This window comes from Pseudomonas sp. DWP3-1-3b3 (assembly GCF_049896305.1).
Lineage (GTDB): Bacteria > Pseudomonadota > Gammaproteobacteria > Pseudomonadales > Pseudomonadaceae > Aquipseudomonas > Aquipseudomonas azotoformans_A.
On sequence record NZ_JAFCUA010000016.1, the window covers coordinates 77,905 to 96,194 of the forward strand.

Genomic DNA, 18,290 nt, shown 5'->3' on the forward strand with positions numbered 1-18,290 from the left:
TGCATCTGCCTTCAGGAGTTCCCATGCGCTTGACCCAGATTATTGCCGCCGCAGCCATTGCGTTGGTTTCCACCTTTGCCTTCGCCGATGACGCTGCCGAGCAGACCATCCGCAAGAGCCTGGCCAACCTGCAACTCGATACCCCGATTGAAAGCATCAGCGCCAGCCCGATGGCCGGCCTGTATGAAGTCAAGCTCAAGGGCAGCCGCGTGCTGTACGCCAGTGCCGACGGCCAGTACATCGTCCAGGGCTACCTGTTCCAGCTGAAGGACGGCAAGCCGGTCAACCTGACCGAGAAAGCCGAACGCCTGGGCGTGTCCAAGCTGATCAATGGCATTCCGGTAGCCGAAACCGTGGTTTACCCGGCCATTGGCGAGACCAAGACCCACATCACCGTGTTCACCGACACCACCTGCCCGTACTGCCACAAGCTGCACGCCGAAGTGCCGGCGCTGAACAAGCTGGGCGTGGAAGTACGCTATGTGGCGTTCCCGCGCCAAGGCCTGGGTTCGCCGGGTGACGAGCAACTGCAAGCGGTGTGGTGCTCGGCCGACAAGAAAGCGGCCATGGACAAGATGGTCGATGGCAAGGAAATCAAGGCGGCCAAATGTGCCAACCCGGTTTCCAAGCAGTTCGCGTTGGGTCAATCCATCGGCGTGAACGGTACACCGGCCATCGTTTTGGCTGACGGCCAAGTGATTCCGGGCTACCAGCCGGCACCACAAGTTGCCAAACTGGCGCTCGGTGCCAAATAAATCAGTATCGTCGAAACGTCGACGATCAAGGCTCGCTGACACGTCGGCGGGTCGTTAATTGCAAGCCGCAGTCGTGCGGCTGTTTTCCACGGCCGACCTAGCGTCGGCCGTTTCATGGGGAGTTCTTCAGTGAAACCGGTCAAAGTAGGCATCTGTGGGTTGGGGACCGTCGGTGGCGGCACCTTTAACGTACTTCAGCGTAACGCTGAGGAAATTTCCCGCCGTGCAGGTCGCGGGATTGAAGTGGCGCAAATTGCCACGCGTTCGCCAAAGCCTCAGTTCGAAACGACCGGTATTGCGATTACCAACGATGTCTTCGCCGTTGCCACCAACCCTGAAATCGATATCGTCATTGAGCTGGTCGGCGGTTACACCGTGGCCCGTGAGCTGGTGCTCAAGGCCATCGAGAACGGCAAGCACGTGGTCACCGCCAACAAGGCGCTGATCGCCGTGCACGGCAACGAGATCTTCGCCAAGGCGCGCGAGAAGGGCGTGATCGTGGCGTTCGAAGCCGCCGTGGCCGGTGGCATCCCGGTAATCAAGGCGATCCGTGAAGGCCTGTCCGCCAACCGCATCAACTGGGTGGCCGGTATCATCAACGGCACCGGTAACTTCATCCTTACCGAAATGCGCGAGAAGGGCCGTACCTTCGAAGACGTGCTGGCCGAAGCCCAAGCCCTGGGTTACGCCGAAGCCGACCCGACCTTCGACGTGGAAGGCATCGATGCGGCGCACAAGCTGACCATCCTGGCCTCCATTGCCTTTGGTATTCCGTTGCAGTTCGACAAGGCCTACACCGAAGGCATCACCAAGCTGACCACTGCCGACGTGAACTACGCCGAAGCCCTGGGCTATCGCATCAAGCACCTGGGCGTGGCGCGTAGCACACCGGCCGGTATCGAGTTGCGTGTGCACCCGACACTGATCCCGGCCGACCGCCTGATCGCCAACGTCAATGGCGTGATGAACGCCGTGATGGTCAACGGTGATGCGGCGGGTTCGACCCTGTTCTACGGCGCCGGTGCCGGCATGGAGCCCACCGCTTCGTCGGTGATCGCCGACCTGGTGGATGTGGTCCGCGCCATGACCAGCGACCCGGAAAACCGCGTGCCGCACCTGGCCTTCCAGCCGGACTCGCTGTCGGCGCACCCGATCCTGCCGATCGAAGCCTGCGAAAGTGCCTACTACCTGCGCATCCAGGCCCAGGACCATCCAGGCGTGTTGGCCCAGGTTGCCAGCATCCTGTCGGAGCGTGGTATCAACATCGAATCGATCATGCAGAAGGAAGTCGAGGAGCAAAACGGCCAGGTGCCGATGATCCTGCTGACTCACCGCGTGCTCGAACAGCATATCAATGATGCCATCGCTGCCCTGGAGGCCCTGCAAGGCGTGGTCGGCCCGGTGGTGCGGATTCGCGTCGAACACCTGAACTAATGATTTTGCTGCAAGGGCCCCGCAGGTTCGGCGGCCCTTGTCCAAGAATGCTCTAGAGGAGCCAGTCATGCGTTATATCAGCACCCGCGGCCAGGCACCGGCCCTGAATTTCGAAGACGTCCTGCTGGCAGGCCTTGCCACTGACGGCGGCCTGTACGTGCCGGAAAACCTGCCACGCTTCACACAGGAAGAAATCGCTTCCTGGGCCGGCCTGCCATACCACGAACTGGCATTCCGCGTGATGCGCCCGTTCGTCACCGGCAGCATTCCGGATGCGGATTTCAAGAAGATTCTGGAAGAGACCTATGGCGTGTTTTCCCACAACGCCATCGCACCGCTGCGCCAACTGAACGGTAACGAATGGGTACTGGAACTGTTCCACGGCCCAACCCTGGCGTTCAAGGATTTCGCCCTGCAACTGCTGGGTCGCCTGCTCGATTACGTGCTGGAGAAGCGCGGCGAGCGCGTGGTGATCATCGGCGCCACCTCCGGTGACACCGGTTCGGCCGCCATTGAAGGGTGCAAGCACTGCGAAAACGTCGACATCTTCATCCTGCACCCGCACCAGCGCGTATCGGAAGTGCAGCGTCGCCAGATGACCACCATCTTTGGTGAGAACATCCACAACATCGCCATCGAAGGCAACTTCGATGACTGCCAGGAAATGGTCAAGAACAGCTTCGCTGACCAGAGCTTCCTGAAGGGCACACGCCTGGTAGCGGTGAACTCGATCAACTGGGCGCGGATCATGGCCCAGATCGTCTACTACTTCCACGCGTCCCTGCAGTTGGGCGGCCCGGCGCGTTCGGTGTCGTTCTCGGTGCCGACCGGCAATTTCGGCGACATCTTCGCCGGTTATCTGGCGCGCAACATGGGCCTGCCGATCAACCAATTAATCGTCGCCACCAACCGCAACGACATCCTGCACCGCTTCATGAGCGGCAACCAGTACGTCAAGGAAACCCTGCACGCCACGCTGTCGCCGTCCATGGACATCATGGTCTCGTCGAACTTCGAGCGCCTGCTGTTCGACATGCATGGCCGCAACGGCGCAGCGATTGCCGGCCTGATGGACTCCTTCAAGAGCGGTGGCGGTTTCAGCGTGGAAGAAGAGCGCTGGACCGAAACCCGCAAGCTGTTCGACTCCCTGGCTGTGGACGATGCTCAGACCTGCGAAACCATCGCTGAAGTCTACGCCCAGACCGGTGAGCTGCTGGACCCGCACACCGCTATCGGTGTGAAGGCCGCCCGCGAATGCCGTCGCAGCCTGGACATCCCGATGGTGATCCTGGGCACCGCCCACCCGGTCAAATTCCCGGAAGCGGTAGAGAAGGCGGGTGTGGGCAAGGCGCTGGAATTGCCAGTGCACCTGGCAGACCTGTTTGAGCTTGAAGAGCGTTGCACCGTATTGGCCAATGACTTGAAGGCTGTGCAGGCGTTTGTGAGCCAGCATGGCAACCGGGGCAAGCCGTTGTAAGGCGCACCGCGCAGACAAAAACGCCGCTTTCCCTTCCTTGGGTCAGCGGCGTTTTTTTATGGCTGGCAGGCCCGCTAGGCGCGATTGTTTATGAGAGTAGCTTCTGCGCGATAGCCATTATGGTTCCGGTTGCCGTGAACATGCCCAGAACGATACCCATGGGATACCAGAAGTTCTCGCGGGTTATCTTGTGAGCTTCGGCATTGAGTTTGCGTTGCTCGGCATAGATGCGTGAAATGTCAGCGTGAATCTTCTCCAGCGCAGCCTGTTCTCTGTTGTGTTCCAACATCGTCTTCATCCTTCGCAATAAGGGCCTTTTGACATGCGCTTTTATCTGCGTAGCAGCATTACCAGCGCTCACCGAGTATAGGATTCACTTCGGGTCTCAGCCCTCGGCCAACCCCAAAACAGCCGCCCAGTGCGTAAGCAGTTATGTGCCGCCGTTTTTTCCCTGTCATGTTGCAAGCGCATGCTGGAATCCGTCACCCCCTGACGGCCCCATAAAGACGATAAAGCGAACTTTCCTACGTCACAAACAGTCACTTAGGATAGATGCAGCTCCCGTTGAAACGATTGTTCCCGAACTATTGAGTGGTGATCGAGATGGAAAGTATCAGCCTATTGCTCGAAGAAGCACTGAGCCCTTATCAGGTTACGCTGACCACCTCTGGTGTGCAGGACGAGTGCCTGGTAACCGTGAAGAATCCTGCTGGCGCCATCGTGGTCGAACGTGAAGTCGACCGCGCCCAATTGATGGACAAGCGCGTGCTGGTGGATGTGGTGGACTGTCTGCTACGCGACATTAAAATCGCTGAAGGACGCCTGGAGCCCTCGGTCATCGCGGCCCTGCGCAACGCAGCCCAGACCCGCAGCGCCACTGCCGCATGAAGAATTGTTTAAGTATGGAAACTTCCTGCAACGTGGTCGGTCAGATTTCGTAACAGCAAGAGCAAACATTGTGCTCCGGTGTTTGTGCCTTGTTGTACTGGTCTTTGTAGGCCACGTTTAACCCCGAAGTGTCTCCCCACGCTTCGGGGTTTCTTTTTGCCCGCGATTTGTCACGGCTCCGGCGAATCCTGGAAAAAGCTTGGGTTATCGCGCAGATATTGTTCGCGCATGACCGGGTCCAGCCATGAGGCGTAGGACTGCTGTACCTGCTCCTGTGGGATCTCGTGCAATACCTGGTTGATCCGCTCGATGGCCTGGCGTCCCTGAGGCGTGTCCGAGCAGCCGATGTGCGTGTGTTGGTAAGGTGCCGAACCTTGGATGGGGTAAAAGATCAGGTCGTCCGAGGCGATGCCCTGTTGCATCGCGTGATAACGGATTTCCGGCCAATAACCCAACACCGCCTCAAGCCTGCCCAGGCGCTGCATCTGCAACAGGCTACCCAGGGCGTCGTTACCGTAATGCAGTGCGAGCTTGTGTGCATCGGCGTGCTTGAGCCGTTCATCAATGACAGGCCCGTAGCTGCGCTCTGCGATGGCACCCACCCGGGCTTTGTGGGCATCGAGGAACGCCTGCAGGTCAAACTGGCCTTGCGTGATGTAGGGCGCCATGGCTTCTTGCTGGTTACGCCGCACCGTGACGCCATTGCTGGCGACCACAAATGCCTGGCTGGAAAAGACGACGTATCTGGCCCGCTCGGCCGTCCACAGCAATGAAGGATCACAGGTGAACGTGGGCTCACGCAGCATTTGCATGCCCCGCGCGCGATTGACGTGCAGCACCTGGTGCCGATATTCCGGCAGGCGTTCGATGAGTATCGGCAGCAACTGATCCAGCGCGCCCTGGCCTTTGCTTGGGCCTTCGAAAATGGTCAGTGGTGGCAAGTCGCGCAATAACCAGATCAGCGTGTCTTCTGCGCTGGCGATCGGGGCCCAGGCGAGTAGGGCATTCAGGCAAAGCTGAGTAAGCCTGCGTCCCATCAGATCGCGCCTGCCTCACGTAAACGCGCAATCGCGGCAGCGTCGTAACCCAGTCCGCCCAGCACCACACTGTTATGCTCACCCAGCTGTGGCCCGACCCACTCGCAGCTGCCGGGTGTGTCCGACAGCTTGGGCACGATGCCGGGCATCTTGAAGTCCTTGCCACCAGGCAACTTGGCCTTGAGGAACATCTCCCTGGCCAGGAATTGCGGGTCGCCGAGCATGTCCTCGGCGCTGTAGATGCGGCTGGCGGGTACTTCGGCTTTATTCAGGATCTCTATCACCTGATCCAGCGGTAGCGAATTCACCCAGCGATCAATCACGCCGTACAGTTCATCACGGCGGCTATCGCGCCCGTCATTGCTGGCAAGTACAGGATCGTTGGCCAAATCCTCACGGCCAATAGCGGACATGAAGCGCTTGAAGATCGCATCGCCGTTGGCGCCAATCTGCACATGCTTGCCATCGGCGCTGGTGTGGATCGAGGAGGGCGTGATACCCGGCATGATGTTGCCGGTGCGTTCGCGAATAAAGCCAAACACGTCGAACTCCGGGATCATGCTTTCCATCATGGCGAAGATGGCTTCGTACAGCGCCACATCTACCACCTGGCCCAGGCCGCCGTTGACTTCGCGATGACGCAGCGCCATCAGCGCACCAATCACCGCCCACAGCGCGGCGATCGAGTCACCGATGGAAATACCGGTGCGGACCGGCGGGCGGTCTTCAAAGCCGGTGATGTAACGCAAGCCGCCCATGGATTCGCCCACGGCGCCAAACCCCGGCTGGTCTTTCATCGGCCCGGTCTGGCCAAAGCCGGAGAGGCGCACCATCACCAGCTTGGGGTTGAGGGCGTGCAGAGTTTCCCAGCTCAGGCCGAGTTTCTCCAGCACGCCGGGGCGGAAATTCTCGATCAGGATGTCGGCGTCGGCCAGCAACTGCTTGAGGATGGCCAGGCCGTCCGGGTGCTTGAGGTTCAGCGTCAGCGACTGCTTGTTGCGCGCCTGCACGAACCACCACAGCGACGTGCCCTCGTACAGCTTGCGCCATTTGCGCAGGGGGTCGCCGCCGTCGGGCGATTCGACCTTGATCACCTCAGCGCCGAATTCCGCGCAGATACGTGAGGCAAACGGGCCGGCGATCAGGGTGCCGAGTTCGATGACTTTCAGTCCGGCAAGCGGTTTGGCGTTGAACGGCATGAGGATCCTTGTCTGCGCAAGAGCGGTAATGTGATGCCTTTTAACATAGGCGGGCAGGCCAGGGATAAGGATGATGCAGCGCACGATTCGTTGAATGACCCCGCCATCGGTTAGACTGGCCGCCTTTCCCTGTCTCTAGAAGCGCGTTCATGGCCCAGCCGTCCACGACCTACAAATTCGAACTCAACCTCACCGACCTTGATCGCTCGGTGTACGAGAGTGTCAAACAGACCATCGCCCGCCATCCGTCGGAAACGGAAGAGCGCATGACTGTGCGCCTGCTGGCCTACGCCCTCTGGTACAACGAGCAGTTGTCGTTCGGGCGCGGCCTGTCAGATGTTGACGAACCAGCCCTGTGGGAAAAAAGCCTGGATGATCGGGTCCTGCACTGGATCGAAGTCGGCCAGCCCGATGCCGACCGTCTCACCTGGTGCTCGCGTCGCACCGAGCGCACCAGCCTGCTGGCCTACGGCAGCTTGCGCGTGTGGGAAGGCAAGGTCGTGCCGGTAGCGAATAACCTGAAAAACGTACACATCGCCGCCGTGCCTCAGGAAGTCCTCGAGACCCTGGCCAAGGACATGCCCCGCGTCATCAAGTGGGACGTGATGATCAGCGAAGGCACGATGTTCGTCACCGACGACCGTGGCCAGCATGAAGTGCAGTTGCAGTGGTTGGTCGGCGAACGCGGTTGATTGGATCGCCGCCGGTCACCTGTTTTATTTCCGTATCAGAAGAGAAGTCTCCGTCACCCCATGCGTATCGATCCTCGCCCGTTACCCGCCGTCCTGCCGTTTCTCGGTGAATTGCCACCGCTGTTGACCCGTCTCTACGCCGCGCGCGGGGTGCAGTCCGAGGCTGAACTGGATAAAAGCCTGGCGCGGTTGATTCCCTACCAGCAGCTCAAGGGTATCGACGCGGCGGTGGACTTGCTGGTGACCGCGCTAGAGCAGCGCCAGCGCATCCTTATCGTGGGTGACTTTGACGCCGACGGCGCCACGGCCAGTACCGTGGGCACCCTGGGCCTGCGTTTGCTCGGTGCGGCCCATGTTGACTACCTGGTGCCCAATCGTTTCGAGTACGGCTACGGCCTGACCCCGGAAATCGTCGCCGTGGCCCTGCAGCGCGAGCCGCAGTTGCTGATTACCGTGGACAACGGCATTTCCAGCGTCGAAGGCGTGGCGGCGGCGAAAGCGGCGGGGTTGCAGGTGCTGGTGACGGACCACCACTTGCCCGGTGATGAATTGCCGGCGGCGGATGCCATCGTCAACCCGAACCAGCCTGGCTGCGAATTCCCGAGCAAAGCACTGGCCGGTGTCGGCGTGATCTTTTATGTGCTGATGGCCCTGCGCGCACGCCTGCGCAGTTTGGGCTGGTACGAGAATAAGCCTCAACCCAACATCGGTGAATTGCTCGACCTGGTTGCCCTGGGCAGCGTCGCCGATGTGGTGCCCCTGGACGCCAACAACCGCATCCTGGTGCATCAGGGCCTGGAGCGTATCCGCGCCGGTCGTGCGCGGCCAGGGATCAAGGCGATCCTGGAAGTGGCCAAGCGCGATGCTGCGCGTATCACCTCCACCGACCTGGGATTTATCCTCGGGCCACGCCTGAACGCTGCGGGGCGTCTGGATGACATGAGCCTGGGCATCGAATGCCTGCTCACCACCGACGTTGCCGCGGCGCGGGAAATGGCCGCGCAACTGGACGGCATGAACCAGGACCGCAAATCCATCGAGCAAGGCATGCAGCGCGAGGCCCTGGCCCAGCTCAAGGACTTGCCGGTGGAGTCGATGCCTTACGGCTTGTGCCTCTTCGACCCGGAATGGCACCAAGGCGTGATCGGGATTCTGGCGTCGCGTATGAAAGAACGTTACTTCCGCCCGACCATCGCCTTCGCCGACGCCGGTGATGGCTTGCTCAAGGGCTCAGGGCGCTCTGTGCAGGGGTTTCATATCCGTGATGCGCTGGCGGTGGTTGCGAGCCAGCATCCCAACCTGATCGCCAAGTACGGCGGCCACGCCATGGCGGCGGGGCTGACGTTGCCCGAAGAAAACTTCCCGTTGTTTGCCGAAGCTTTCGATGCCGAAGTGCGTCGCCAATTGCGTGAAGAAGACCTGACCGGTCGTCTGCTGTCAGACGGCACCCTGGCGGTGGAAGAGTTTCACCTGGAACTGGCCCGCGCGCTGCGGCATGCCGGGCCGTGGGGGCAGCACTTCCCCGAGCCGGTCTTTCACGGTGTATTCCAGTTGGTGGAGCAGCGCGTGGTGGGTGAGCGTCACCTGAAGGTGGTGCTCAAGACTGAATGCGGGTCGGTGAAGCTCGATGGCATTGCGTTTGGGGTGGACCGTGAGGTCTGGCCGAACCCGACCGTGCGTTGGGTGGAATTGGCTTACAAGCTGGATGTGAACGAGTTTCGTGGGAATGAGACTGTGCAGTTGATGATTGCCCACATCGAACCGCGCTAAATCTCAGCGGTTTTTTTGTGGTGAGCGGGCTTGTTGTGGTGAGCGGGCTTGCCCCGCGCTGGGCTGCGCAGCAGCCCTAAAACCAAACGCCGCATTCTGGCTGACAGAATGCGGCGTTCTTATTGGGGCGGCTTCGCCACCCAACGCGGGGCAAGCCCGCTCGCCACAACAAGCCTGCTCGTCAGAGGGAAGGTTATTCGGCTTTGGCCTGGTGTTTGACGATGATATCCACCAACCGCTTGGCCAGCGCCGGGTAGTTCTCATCGAAGTGATGCCCGCCTGGCAACTTCAGCGCTTCACCCACCGCTGTCTTATCCGTGCAACCGCTCTCGTCGACTTCTTCCGCACCGTAGATGCACACCACTTTCTCTGGGGGCAGCTTGGCCATTTCTGGCCCAGTGGCGGCTTCTTTACCGGCGTTGCCCAACCAGCCTTCCACTTCAATCTCGAAGCTGCCCGTGCGCGCAAACGCCAGAAGGATGATTGCGTCCACACGCTGCTGCTCGTTTTCCGGCATACGGTTGTAGATGGCCGGCAGCACATCGGCGCCGAACGAGTAACCGGTCAATACGAAGCGCTTGGTGCCCCACTTCTGACGGTAGTGCTGCATCAGTTCGGTAAGGTCCTTGGCGCTTTGTTCCGGGGTCTTGTGCTGCCAGTAGTAGCGCAGGGTGTCGATACCCACCACCGGGTAACCGATCTTGGCCATTTCACCGGCCACGTCACGGTCCAGGTCACGCCAGCCGCCATCACCGGAGAGGAACAAGGTGACGGTATCTTTCGCTTGGCCGGCCGGCACTTCAACCACCGGAATCGCCAGGCCGCCGTTGTCCGAACCCACCAGTTGCTTGCGCAACTCGTTGTTCAGTACTTGCGGGTAGTGAATGTCGTAGTCGCTGATGCTGGTGGTGGCACGCGGTGTGTCGCGTACGAAACTGGCAGCATCATCCTCAGGGTTGTCGTTCCAGGCCACCAGCCAATTGCCGTGGGCGGCCGTTTTCGGCAGCGGGTCCTTACAACCTTCCTGGGTCATGGCGAAACCGACGGAGATGGCGTTGGCCTTGTCGTCGTTCTGAGCGGCCAGCCAGCGCCATGCCAGGCTTGCACCAGGGCCGATGCCGCTGACCAGCGTCGCGGGGCCCTTGAGCTGACCCAGGGCGCTTTGCAGTGCTTGTTCCTGCAGCTTGCAGTCGTCCTTGGGCAGGACCACTTGGACGATCTGCGCCTTGCCGCCTTGGCTCAAGGCAATCAGTTGGCTGTCGGTCAGCACATCGGCGGCCATCACGGCCACGGCCACGCGGGCTTTGGCCGTGCCGTACGGGGTGACGCGGGTCATCACCGAGCCATCGGCCTGGGGCAATTGCTCCAGGGTCGGCTGCGGGGCAGGGCGGTTCCAGTACCAATAGCCGCCACCCAGGACCAGGGCGAGCAGCACTACAAAGGCCAATACATACCGCCAGGAGCGTCGAATCATCAGCGTTTCACCAATCCAGTCAAGCCGCCCGCGATCAGGGCGGCGGTATCGGCCAGTGCCACCAGCGGATCAAGTCCTGCGGGCACGGCCATGTAACGGGGTTCCCAGTCAGGCTGGAACTTGTCTTTGAAGCGGCGCAAACCTTGGAAGTTATACAGTTGCTCGCCACGACGGAACACCATCGAACCCAAACGTTGGGTCAGCGGGGCGCCGCGTCGCGGTTGCAGGCCCGACAACGGCACCATGCCGAGGCTGAAGCGGGCGTAGCCGTGACTCTTATAGTGTTGAATCAGGCCGACCATCATGAACTCCATGGTCAGCTTGGGCGCGTCCGGGTGGGCGCGCATCAGGTCGAGACTGGCCAGGTCGTGGTTGTAGGTCTCGAGCAGGTTGGCGAAGGCCACCGGGCGCCCTTCGAAGCGAATGATCGCAATACGAAAGTGCTTGAGGTAGTCGTCGCTGAAACGTCCCAGGGAAAAGCCTTTTTCCCGCACATTCTTGCCGGTCAGCCAGGCATCGGAAATCACCTTGAGTTCGTCCATCGGCGCGGTGCCCGGTTCGCAGATCTCCAGGGACAGGCCGTCCCGCGAGCCACGGTTCCAGGTGTAGCGCAGGTCCTTCATCTCTTTGCCCTTGGCTTCCAGGTCAAAGCGTTTCAGGTCGACACGGGCTTCTTCGCCCAGCTTGATGGCGGTGAGGCCGATGTCCATGTAGTACGGCAGGTTCTCGGCGCGGACTTGGTAGAACACCGGGCGCGCGTGGTGGATGTCGCACAGGTCACGGAACTGCCAGATCATCTCGGCCCGCGGCTGGGTCGGGCCGATCGGGTCGTACAACGCTACCAGGCTACGGCCGCGACGGGCGTACATCAGGAACGCTTCATCATTGGGGTGGAACAGCAGCGCCTTGTCACCGGTAAGCGCCAGGCCACCGTCGGGCTGGGACGAGGCCATCAGGATCTTGCTGGCGCGCTCCAGTTCGTCGGGTGTCGGCAGGTGGATCACCGGGCGGGCGGTGCGCAGCAGCCAGGTCAGCGACACAACCACCAGCACCACAGCGGCACCCAACAGCGAACGCAGGCCGCGTGGGGCGTTGGCGTCGAGGGTGAACTGCCACCACAGCTGATGGCTGTAAGGCACATCTTGATAGGCGAACAGCAACAGCCAGATCGAAGCGCCCAGCACGCAGACACTGGCCACCAGGTACAGCGGCGAGAAGGGCAGTTCGGTCAGGCGGCTGGCGCGATAAAACGAGCGTCTGAAGATCGCCAGCAGAATCGCGGTCATGGTCATCAGGCTGGCTTCTTCCCAGTCGAAACCCTTGAGCAGCGAAAGCAGGGCGCCGACCAGCAGCAGCACCATGGTCAGCATCCAGGCGGCCGACAAGCGTCGGCGCAGGCCCTGGGCCAGCAACAGGCACAGCACGCCGATCAGGCTGGCGCCAAAGTGCGAGGCGTCAATCAGGCGGTGGGGAATCAGGAAGCCGATGTTTTCCAGGCGTGAGTCGATTTCGGGCGTGGCGCCAGAGAACAGCAGGACCACGCCGGACAAAAAAACCAGTACGGCCAGCACTGGCGCGGCCAGCCCAGAGGCAACCCGCAGGCTTTGCTGGGTCTGGAACAGTCGCTGCGCTTCGTTGACCAACAGGAACACGCAGGCAATCAACAGCGGCAGCACCACATAGATCATGCGATACAGCAGCAGGGCGGCGGCCAATGGCGCGGCACCCAGTTTGTCGGCGAAGGCCGCCAGCAGGATCGCTTCGAATACGCCCACGCCGCCCGGGACATGGCTGAGTACACCGGCAGCCAGGGCCAACAGGTAAACAAGCAGGAAAGGACCGAACGGCGGCGCTTCCGGCAGCAGCATATAAAGGACGGTGGCGGCAGCGGCCACATCCAGCGCGGTAATGATCAGTTGCAGGAAGGTCAGGCGGCGACCCGGCAGGCGCAAGGTACGACGACCGGCTTTTACCAGCAGGTTATCCGGGTAGGGTTGTTCCGGCAGGCGACGGCGATAAATGCCGATGCACAACACCGCCGACAACAACAGCACCGCGCCAGCAATACCGCCCAGTACGGCCTGTGGCAAATGCAGGTAGGTCGATGCGGCGGGCAGGTTGCTCAGTGTCGCCAATGCGGCCAGTGGCGGCAGTGCAGTGCCGAGCGCCAGGCTGGCGAACACTGTCATGTGGGCGACTTCCGAAGCCCCGATGCCATGGCGTGCATATAAACGGTAACGCACCGAACCGCCGGAGAGCATCGACAGGCCAATCGCATTGCCGATGGCGAAGGCGGTAAAGCCACCGAGGGCCAGGGTTTTGGCGGGCAGGTTCACGCCCGCGTAGCGCGCACCGGAAAATTCGTAGCCCAATAGAATGACGAAACCGGCCACGGCCGCCGCAAACGCGCCGAGCAGGGCGGGCTTGGGCACTTCCAGGATCGAATCGTGGAGGGCGTAGAGGTCCAGCTCCAGCAGCAGGTGGCGGCAGGCGATCAGGGCGATGGCGAACAACAATAGAGTGACGGCCAGCCCGATGGGTTGCCGGTACTTGCTCACCAGATCCAGCCAACGCAAACGGGTGGGTGTGATCGGTTGTTCTGCTGTGACAGTGTCTTGTGGTTCAGACGAGTTGGCGCGCATCAATCACCTCGTGGATTGTGCGCGACAGGATGGAGGTATCCAGCCAAGTTACCAATCCCTATGGACAAAATAATTACAAATATTAACGCGTATCACCGGGTGCGGCGACTGCGGCCATTGGTCGTAGAGGGTAGCGCTTGAGCATTGAGCATAGCTTGCAATGAGATGGACTCTACAAACCGCGTGCGGTTTCATGAAAGATGCCATGCCATTGTTTCAGAAGAACTTTTTCACCGGATACAAAAAAGGCCACTCTTTCGAGTAGCCTTTTTTGATGTTTGGTTGCGGGAGCCGGATTTGAACCGACGACCTTCGGGTTATGAGCCCGACGAGCTACCAGACTGCTCCATCCCGCGTCTGTGGGCGGCATTCTACAGCCCAACGGCGGGGTGTCAACTGTTAATGGATATATCGGTCAAATAACTGCTCAGGCAACCTAAGTTTCAGATTGGAAAAGGTTTTTGTCGTGAGCGGGCTTGCTGTGGTGAGCGGGCTTGCCCCGCGCCAGGTTGCGAAGCAGCCTGCATAACTGACAGACACAAAAAAGGCCACTCTTTCGAGTAGCCTTCTTTGATGTTTGGTTGCGGGAGCCGGATTTGAACCGACGACCTTCGGGTTATGAGCCCGACGAGCTACCAGACTGCTCCATCCCGCGTCTGTGTGTCGGCATTCTACAGAGGAACGCAGGTGTGTCAACCCGTGAATCGAAGAAAAGCGCTTGTGGTTCAATCGGTTAGCTCTCCAAGTAGGCCTCTCGATACCCCGCCAGCCCAGTCTGGCCGAGGGTTTCAGCTCTATCAGCAGGCCAAATTCGATTGAGAAAATAAATTCATCTGGGATTTTTCCTACCGCTCAAGCGGAAGAATCAAACTACTGGTGCTATATACAGGTGTGAATGCGATACTGGCCACCCGTAGGTACACACCCCGTTTATATGACGCAGCGCAAAATCATCCACGTCGACTGTGATTGCTTCTACGCCGCCATCGAGATGCGCGATGACCCGAGCCTGGCGCAAAAACCGCTGGCGGTAGGTGGCTCGGCGGATCGCCGTGGGGTGATCGCCACCTGCAACTACGAGGCGCGGGCCTATGGCGTGCGCTCGGCCATGTCGTCACGCCACGCCTTGAAGCTGTGCCCGGACCTGACCATCGTCAAGCCGCGCATGGATGCCTATAAAGAAGCATCGAAGGAAATCCAGACGATCTTTCGCGACTACACCGACCTGATCGAGCCGTTGTCGCTGGATGAAGCCTATCTGGACGTGTCCGACAGCCCGCACTTCGGCGGCAGTGCCACGCGCATCGCCCAGGATATTCGCCGGCGTGTCTCCAACCAATTGCACATCACCGTGTCTGCCGGCGTGGCGCCGAACAAGTTCCTGGCCAAGATCGCCAGCGACTGGAAGAAGCCCAACGGACTCTTTGTGATTACTCCCGACCAGGTCGAAGACTTCGTCTCGCAATTGCGCGTGAGCAAGTTGCACGGTGTGGGCAAGGTCACGGCGGACAAGCTTGCGCGCCTGGGGATCGAAGACTGCCTGCAGTTGCGCGAGTGGAACAAGCTGGCGCTGGTGCGCGAATTCGGCAGTTTTGGCGAGCGGCTGTGGAGCCTGGCCCGTGGGATCGATGACCGCGTGGTGCAGAACGACAGTCGCCGCCAGTCGATCAGTGTGGAAAATACCTACGACGTGGATTTACCGGACCTCTCAAGCTGCCTGGCCAAGCTCCCTGAACTGATGGAAACCCTGGCCGGACGCATGGCGCGCATCGACAGCAGTTATCGGGCGGGCAAGCCGTTCGTTAAGGTGAAGTTTCATGACTTTACCCAGACCACCTTGGAGCAGGCGGGGGCAGGGCGGGATCTGGAGAGTTATCAACAGCTGCTGACGCAGGCGTTCAATCGCGGCGGGAAGCCGGTGCGGTTGCTGGGGATTGGGGTGCGGTTGCTGGACCTGAGTGGTGGCAATGAACAGCTGGAGCTGTTCAGCCACTAATCATTTTCAGCGCGCCCCAGGATCTGCCACTAAACGGCCCGCATCCTTGGTCAGCGCTTGCAGGAATTCCTGCTGCAACTCGGGATCATTGCGGGTCAGTTCGATCAGGCTTTGTTCCAGCTCGCTGGCTTCTTCTTCCAGGCCCAGTTCAGACAAGCGCTTGACGCGGTGCACCCACTGGCTGACTTCGTCGTCTTCCAGATCGTCGTAGATCAGGCCGTGGGCTTCCAGCAACTTGTTGCGCAAGGTGCTGCTGACCGCCAGCGTGGAGTCCGAATGCACGTCGTCCTGGCCATCTTCCACGCTGATCTTCAAGGTCGTGACGCGGTTCAGGTCCTGCTCGGCAAACGGGCTGTCCAACAGGTTCAGGCGCAGTACGCCGTTACGGTCAGTGGTCAGCTCATGGACTTGCTTGCCGGCGGTGACTTGCACCGGGCGTTCGCTCCAGGGCAGGCTCGAATACTCCACACGCTTGTCGCGCTGGACTTCATCGATCCCCGCCAGGTTCTGTTGCGCACGGCCGTGGGACTGCACGTTCATGAACGGGTTGAGACCGTCCACGCCGTAAGTCAGCCAGTCACGCGTCACGCTGGTCGGCAGGTTGCCAAGGGCGAAGACGTTCACCACATTGGCGCCCGCGCCGGCCACCAGGGCTACGGCACCCAACGGCATCTCATAGAGTTTGCGCCAGGGCTGGTAGGGCGTGTAGCGGTCGTAACGACGGGTGACTTCGAACTCGGTGACCTCAAAGGTCTTCTGCTCGTGAATACGGACCCGGCGTTGCGGCAGCTCCAGCACTTTGGGTTCGCCTACATCGATCTGCAGGCTGTGGTCGAGCAACTTACGCTCGACCCGCTCCTCGTGCTCACTGCGTTGCGACATCTGGTTGGCGCAGCCGCTGACCAGCAGGGCACCGCACAAGGCGGCGCCCCCCAGGGCTCTGGTGTTTCGCTTGAACATGACTTCTCTTGATCTGGTTTTCAGCGACGAATACGCGCCTGAAGGAAAGACAGCACGTCAGCCACCGGCAACGGTTGGGCTTCGGCTTCGGTCCGGCTCTTGTATTCCAGATTGCCATCGGCCAGGCCGCGGTCACTGACCACGATCCGGTGCGGGATGCCAATCAGTTCCATGTCGGCGAACTTGATGCCTGGGCTGGTTTTCTTGTCCCGGTCATCCAGCAGCACTTCAAAACCGGCGGCCGTCAGTTCGGCATACAGTTTGTCGGTGGCTTCGCGTACTTGCTCGGTTTCATAACGCAGCGGTACCAGGGCGATCTGGAACGGCGCCAGAGTGTCACTCCAGATGATGCCGTTCGCGTCGTTGTTCTGCTCGATGGCAGCGGCCACCACGCGGGAAACGCCAATGCCGTAGCAACCCATTTCCAGGATCACTGGCTTGCCGTTCTCGCCCAGCACTTTGCAGTTCATCGCCTGGCTGTACTTGTTACCCAGCTGGAAGATGTGCCCGACTTCGATACCGCGCTTGATTTCCAGGGTGCCCTTGCCATCCGGGCTTGGGTCACCGGCCACGACGTTACGCAAGTCGGCCACGGTCGGAACCGGCAGGTCACGCTCCCAGTTCACGCCGAAGTAGTGCTTGTCATCGATGTTCGCGCCGATGCCGAAGTCGCTCATCAGCTCGACCGAACGGTCGATGATGATTGGCAGCGGCAGGTTCAGCGGACCGAGCGAACCCGCGCCGGCGCCAATGGCGTCACGCAGTTCGGCGTCGGTAGCCATGACCAGCGGGCTGGCCACGCCAGGTTGCTGGGCGGCCTTGATTTCGTTGAGTTCGTGATCGCCACGGATCACCAGGGCGATCAGCTTGCCTTCTTCTTCGGCGCGCACGATCAGGGTCTTGATGGTCTTTTCAATCGGCAGATTGAATTTTTCCACCAGGGCCGCGATGGTCTTGGTCTCTGGCGTGTCCACCAGGCGCAGCTCTTCAGCCGGTGTTGGGCGGGAGGTTTCCCGTGGCACGGCTTCGGCTTTCTCGATGTTTGCCGCGTAGTCGGAACCGTTGCTGAACACGATGTCGTCTTCGCCGGACTCGGCCAGCACGTGGAATTCGTGGGAGCCGGCGCCGCCGATGGAGCCGTTGTCCGCTTCAACCGGGCGGAACTTCAGGCCCAGGCGCGTGAACACGTTGCAATAGGCCTGGTGCATGCGGTCGTAGGTGACCTGCAGCGATGCCTGGTCGGCGTGGAACGAATACGCGTCCTTCATGATGAATTCACGGCCGCGCATCAAACCGAAGCGTGGGCGGATTTCGTCACGGAATTTGGTCTGGATCTGATACAGGTTGAGCGGCAGCTGCTTATAGCTGCTCAGCTCGTTGCGCATCAGGTCGGTGATCACTTCTTCGTGGGTCGGGCCGGCGCAGAAGTCGCGGCCATGACGATCCTTGAAGCGCAGCAACTCAGGGCCGTACTCTTCCCAGCGCCCGGATTCCTGCCACAGTTCAGCCGGTTGGGTGCTCGGCATCAACACTTCCAGAGAGCCGGCAGCGTTCATTTCTTCACGAACGATGGCTTCGACCTTGCGCATCACCTTCAAGCCCATGGGCAGCCAGGTGTACAGGCCGGAGGCCAGCTTGCGGATCATACCGGCGCGCAGCATCAGCTGATGGCTGATCACGACCGCGTCGGAAGGCGTTTCTTTCTGTGTGGCGAGCAAATATTGACTGGTACGCATGGTAGGCCGTTGTCGGTTGCTTGGACTTGAAATGACTCTGGATTGTACGGGCGGTTGTCGCCGGAGTACAGGCGCGAGGTCGCAGTGTGTTTGTGTGGGAGCTGGCTTGCCTGCGATGCCAGCGGCGCGGTGTATCTATTACGCCGCGGTGATGCTATCGCAGGCAAGCCAGCTTGTATGTTTAGACTTGAAGGGGTGGGCGGCGACTAAAAGCCAGATTCCGACTCTAG

Annotated in this window: 14 protein-coding genes and 2 tRNA genes; 7 read left to right on the plus strand and 9 right to left on the minus strand. The window is 60.5% G+C overall.

Going from position 1 to position 18,290, the window contains the following annotated elements; translation table 11 throughout:
* The first annotated feature begins 23 nt into the window (after positions 1-23).
* The 3 genes from ACP7BX_RS29455 to thrC all read left to right on the plus strand — a co-directional run bounded on the left by ACP7BX_RS29455 (position 24) and on the right by thrC (position 3,666).
* On the plus strand, positions 24-755 hold the full coding sequence (locus ACP7BX_RS29455; protein WP_124525023.1) for a thioredoxin fold domain-containing protein: 732 nt from the start codon (positions 24-26) through the stop codon (positions 753-755).
* A gap of 129 nt (positions 756-884) precedes the next feature.
* On the plus strand, positions 885-2,189 hold the full coding sequence (locus tag ACP7BX_RS29460; RefSeq protein ID WP_010207988.1) for a homoserine dehydrogenase: 1,305 nt from the start codon (positions 885-887) through the stop codon (positions 2,187-2,189).
* A 67-nt stretch (positions 2,190-2,256) separates the two neighbouring features.
* Positions 2,257-3,666 (plus strand): threonine synthase, encoded by a 1,410-nt coding sequence (thrC, locus tag ACP7BX_RS29465; protein WP_426131696.1) that lies wholly within the window; start codon positions 2,257-2,259, stop codon positions 3,664-3,666.
* 88 nt (positions 3,667-3,754) lie between these two features.
* Here thrC and ACP7BX_RS29470 read toward each other — a convergent pair whose 3' ends face one another.
* Positions 3,755-3,955: a hypothetical protein gene (locus tag ACP7BX_RS29470; RefSeq protein ID WP_177073937.1), complete on the minus strand. Its 201-nt coding sequence runs from the start codon at positions 3,953-3,955 to the stop codon at positions 3,755-3,757.
* Positions 3,956-4,269: 314 nt separating this feature from the next.
* Between ACP7BX_RS29470 and ACP7BX_RS29475 the strand changes: the two genes are divergently transcribed.
* Positions 4,270-4,554 carry a DUF3509 domain-containing protein gene (locus ACP7BX_RS29475; RefSeq protein WP_033898579.1) on the plus strand — a complete coding sequence of 95 codons (285 nt, stop codon included), beginning with the start codon at positions 4,270-4,272 and terminating at the stop codon, positions 4,552-4,554.
* A 170-nt stretch (positions 4,555-4,724) separates the two neighbouring features.
* Here the strand turns inward: ACP7BX_RS29475 and ACP7BX_RS29480 are convergent, their stop codons facing one another.
* The gene (locus ACP7BX_RS29480; protein WP_426131698.1) at positions 4,725-5,591 is read right to left on the minus strand and encodes a TIGR02285 family protein; all 867 of its coding nucleotides are present in this window, start codon (positions 5,589-5,591) and stop codon (positions 4,725-4,727) included.
* On the minus strand, positions 5,591-6,790 hold the full coding sequence (locus tag ACP7BX_RS29485) for a CaiB/BaiF CoA transferase family protein (RefSeq protein ID WP_426131700.1): 1,200 nt from the start codon (positions 6,788-6,790) through the stop codon (positions 5,591-5,593). Before ACP7BX_RS29485 ends, ACP7BX_RS29480 begins: the two co-directional genes overlap by 1 nt.
* 149 nt (positions 6,791-6,939) lie before the next feature.
* On the opposite strand from ACP7BX_RS29485, the gene ACP7BX_RS29490 reads away from it, so the two are divergent.
* Both ACP7BX_RS29490 and recJ read left to right on the plus strand, forming a co-directional pair.
* Positions 6,940-7,482: a YaeQ family protein gene (locus ACP7BX_RS29490; protein ID WP_016977727.1), complete on the plus strand. Its 543-nt coding sequence runs from the start codon at positions 6,940-6,942 to the stop codon at positions 7,480-7,482.
* 60 nt (positions 7,483-7,542) lie between these two features.
* On the plus strand, positions 7,543-9,252 hold the full coding sequence (recJ, locus tag ACP7BX_RS29495; protein WP_177073939.1) for a single-stranded-DNA-specific exonuclease RecJ: 1,710 nt from the start codon (positions 7,543-7,545) through the stop codon (positions 9,250-9,252).
* 193 nt (positions 9,253-9,445) lie between these two features.
* On the opposite strand, the gene ACP7BX_RS29500 is transcribed toward recJ, so the two are convergent.
* From ACP7BX_RS29500 to ACP7BX_RS29515, 4 genes are all read right to left on the minus strand, one after another.
* The gene (locus ACP7BX_RS29500; protein ID WP_426131703.1) at positions 9,446-10,726 is read right to left on the minus strand and encodes a virulence factor family protein; all 1,281 of its coding nucleotides are present in this window, start codon (positions 10,724-10,726) and stop codon (positions 9,446-9,448) included.
* Positions 10,726-13,368, minus strand: a complete 2,643-nt coding sequence (gene mprF, locus ACP7BX_RS29505; protein ID WP_016977730.1) for a bifunctional lysylphosphatidylglycerol flippase/synthetase MprF — start codon at positions 13,366-13,368, stop codon at positions 10,726-10,728. Before mprF ends, ACP7BX_RS29500 begins: the two co-directional genes overlap by 1 nt.
* Before the next feature lie 279 nt (positions 13,369-13,647).
* A tRNA-Met gene (locus ACP7BX_RS29510) sits at positions 13,648-13,724 on the minus strand.
* Between the two features lie 222 nt (positions 13,725-13,946).
* Positions 13,947-14,023: transfer RNA gene (locus ACP7BX_RS29515), tRNA-Met, on the minus strand.
* Positions 14,024-14,302: 279 nt separating this feature from the next.
* Between ACP7BX_RS29515 and dinB the strand changes: the two genes are divergently transcribed.
* Positions 14,303-15,364, plus strand: coding sequence for a DNA polymerase IV (gene dinB, locus ACP7BX_RS29520; RefSeq protein ID WP_033898570.1), 1,062 nt, complete (start codon positions 14,303-14,305; stop codon positions 15,362-15,364).
* Positions 15,365-15,370: 6 nt separating this feature from the next.
* Here dinB and ACP7BX_RS29525 read toward each other — a convergent pair whose 3' ends face one another.
* Positions 15,371-16,324, minus strand: coding sequence for a hypothetical protein (locus tag ACP7BX_RS29525; RefSeq protein WP_061433949.1), 954 nt, complete (start codon positions 16,322-16,324; stop codon positions 15,371-15,373).
* Positions 16,325-16,344: 20 nt separating this feature from the next.
* The gene (locus tag ACP7BX_RS29530) at positions 16,345-18,060 is read right to left on the minus strand and encodes a proline--tRNA ligase (protein WP_426131706.1); all 1,716 of its coding nucleotides are present in this window, start codon (positions 18,058-18,060) and stop codon (positions 16,345-16,347) included.
* Between the last annotated feature and the right edge of the window lie 230 nt (positions 18,061-18,290).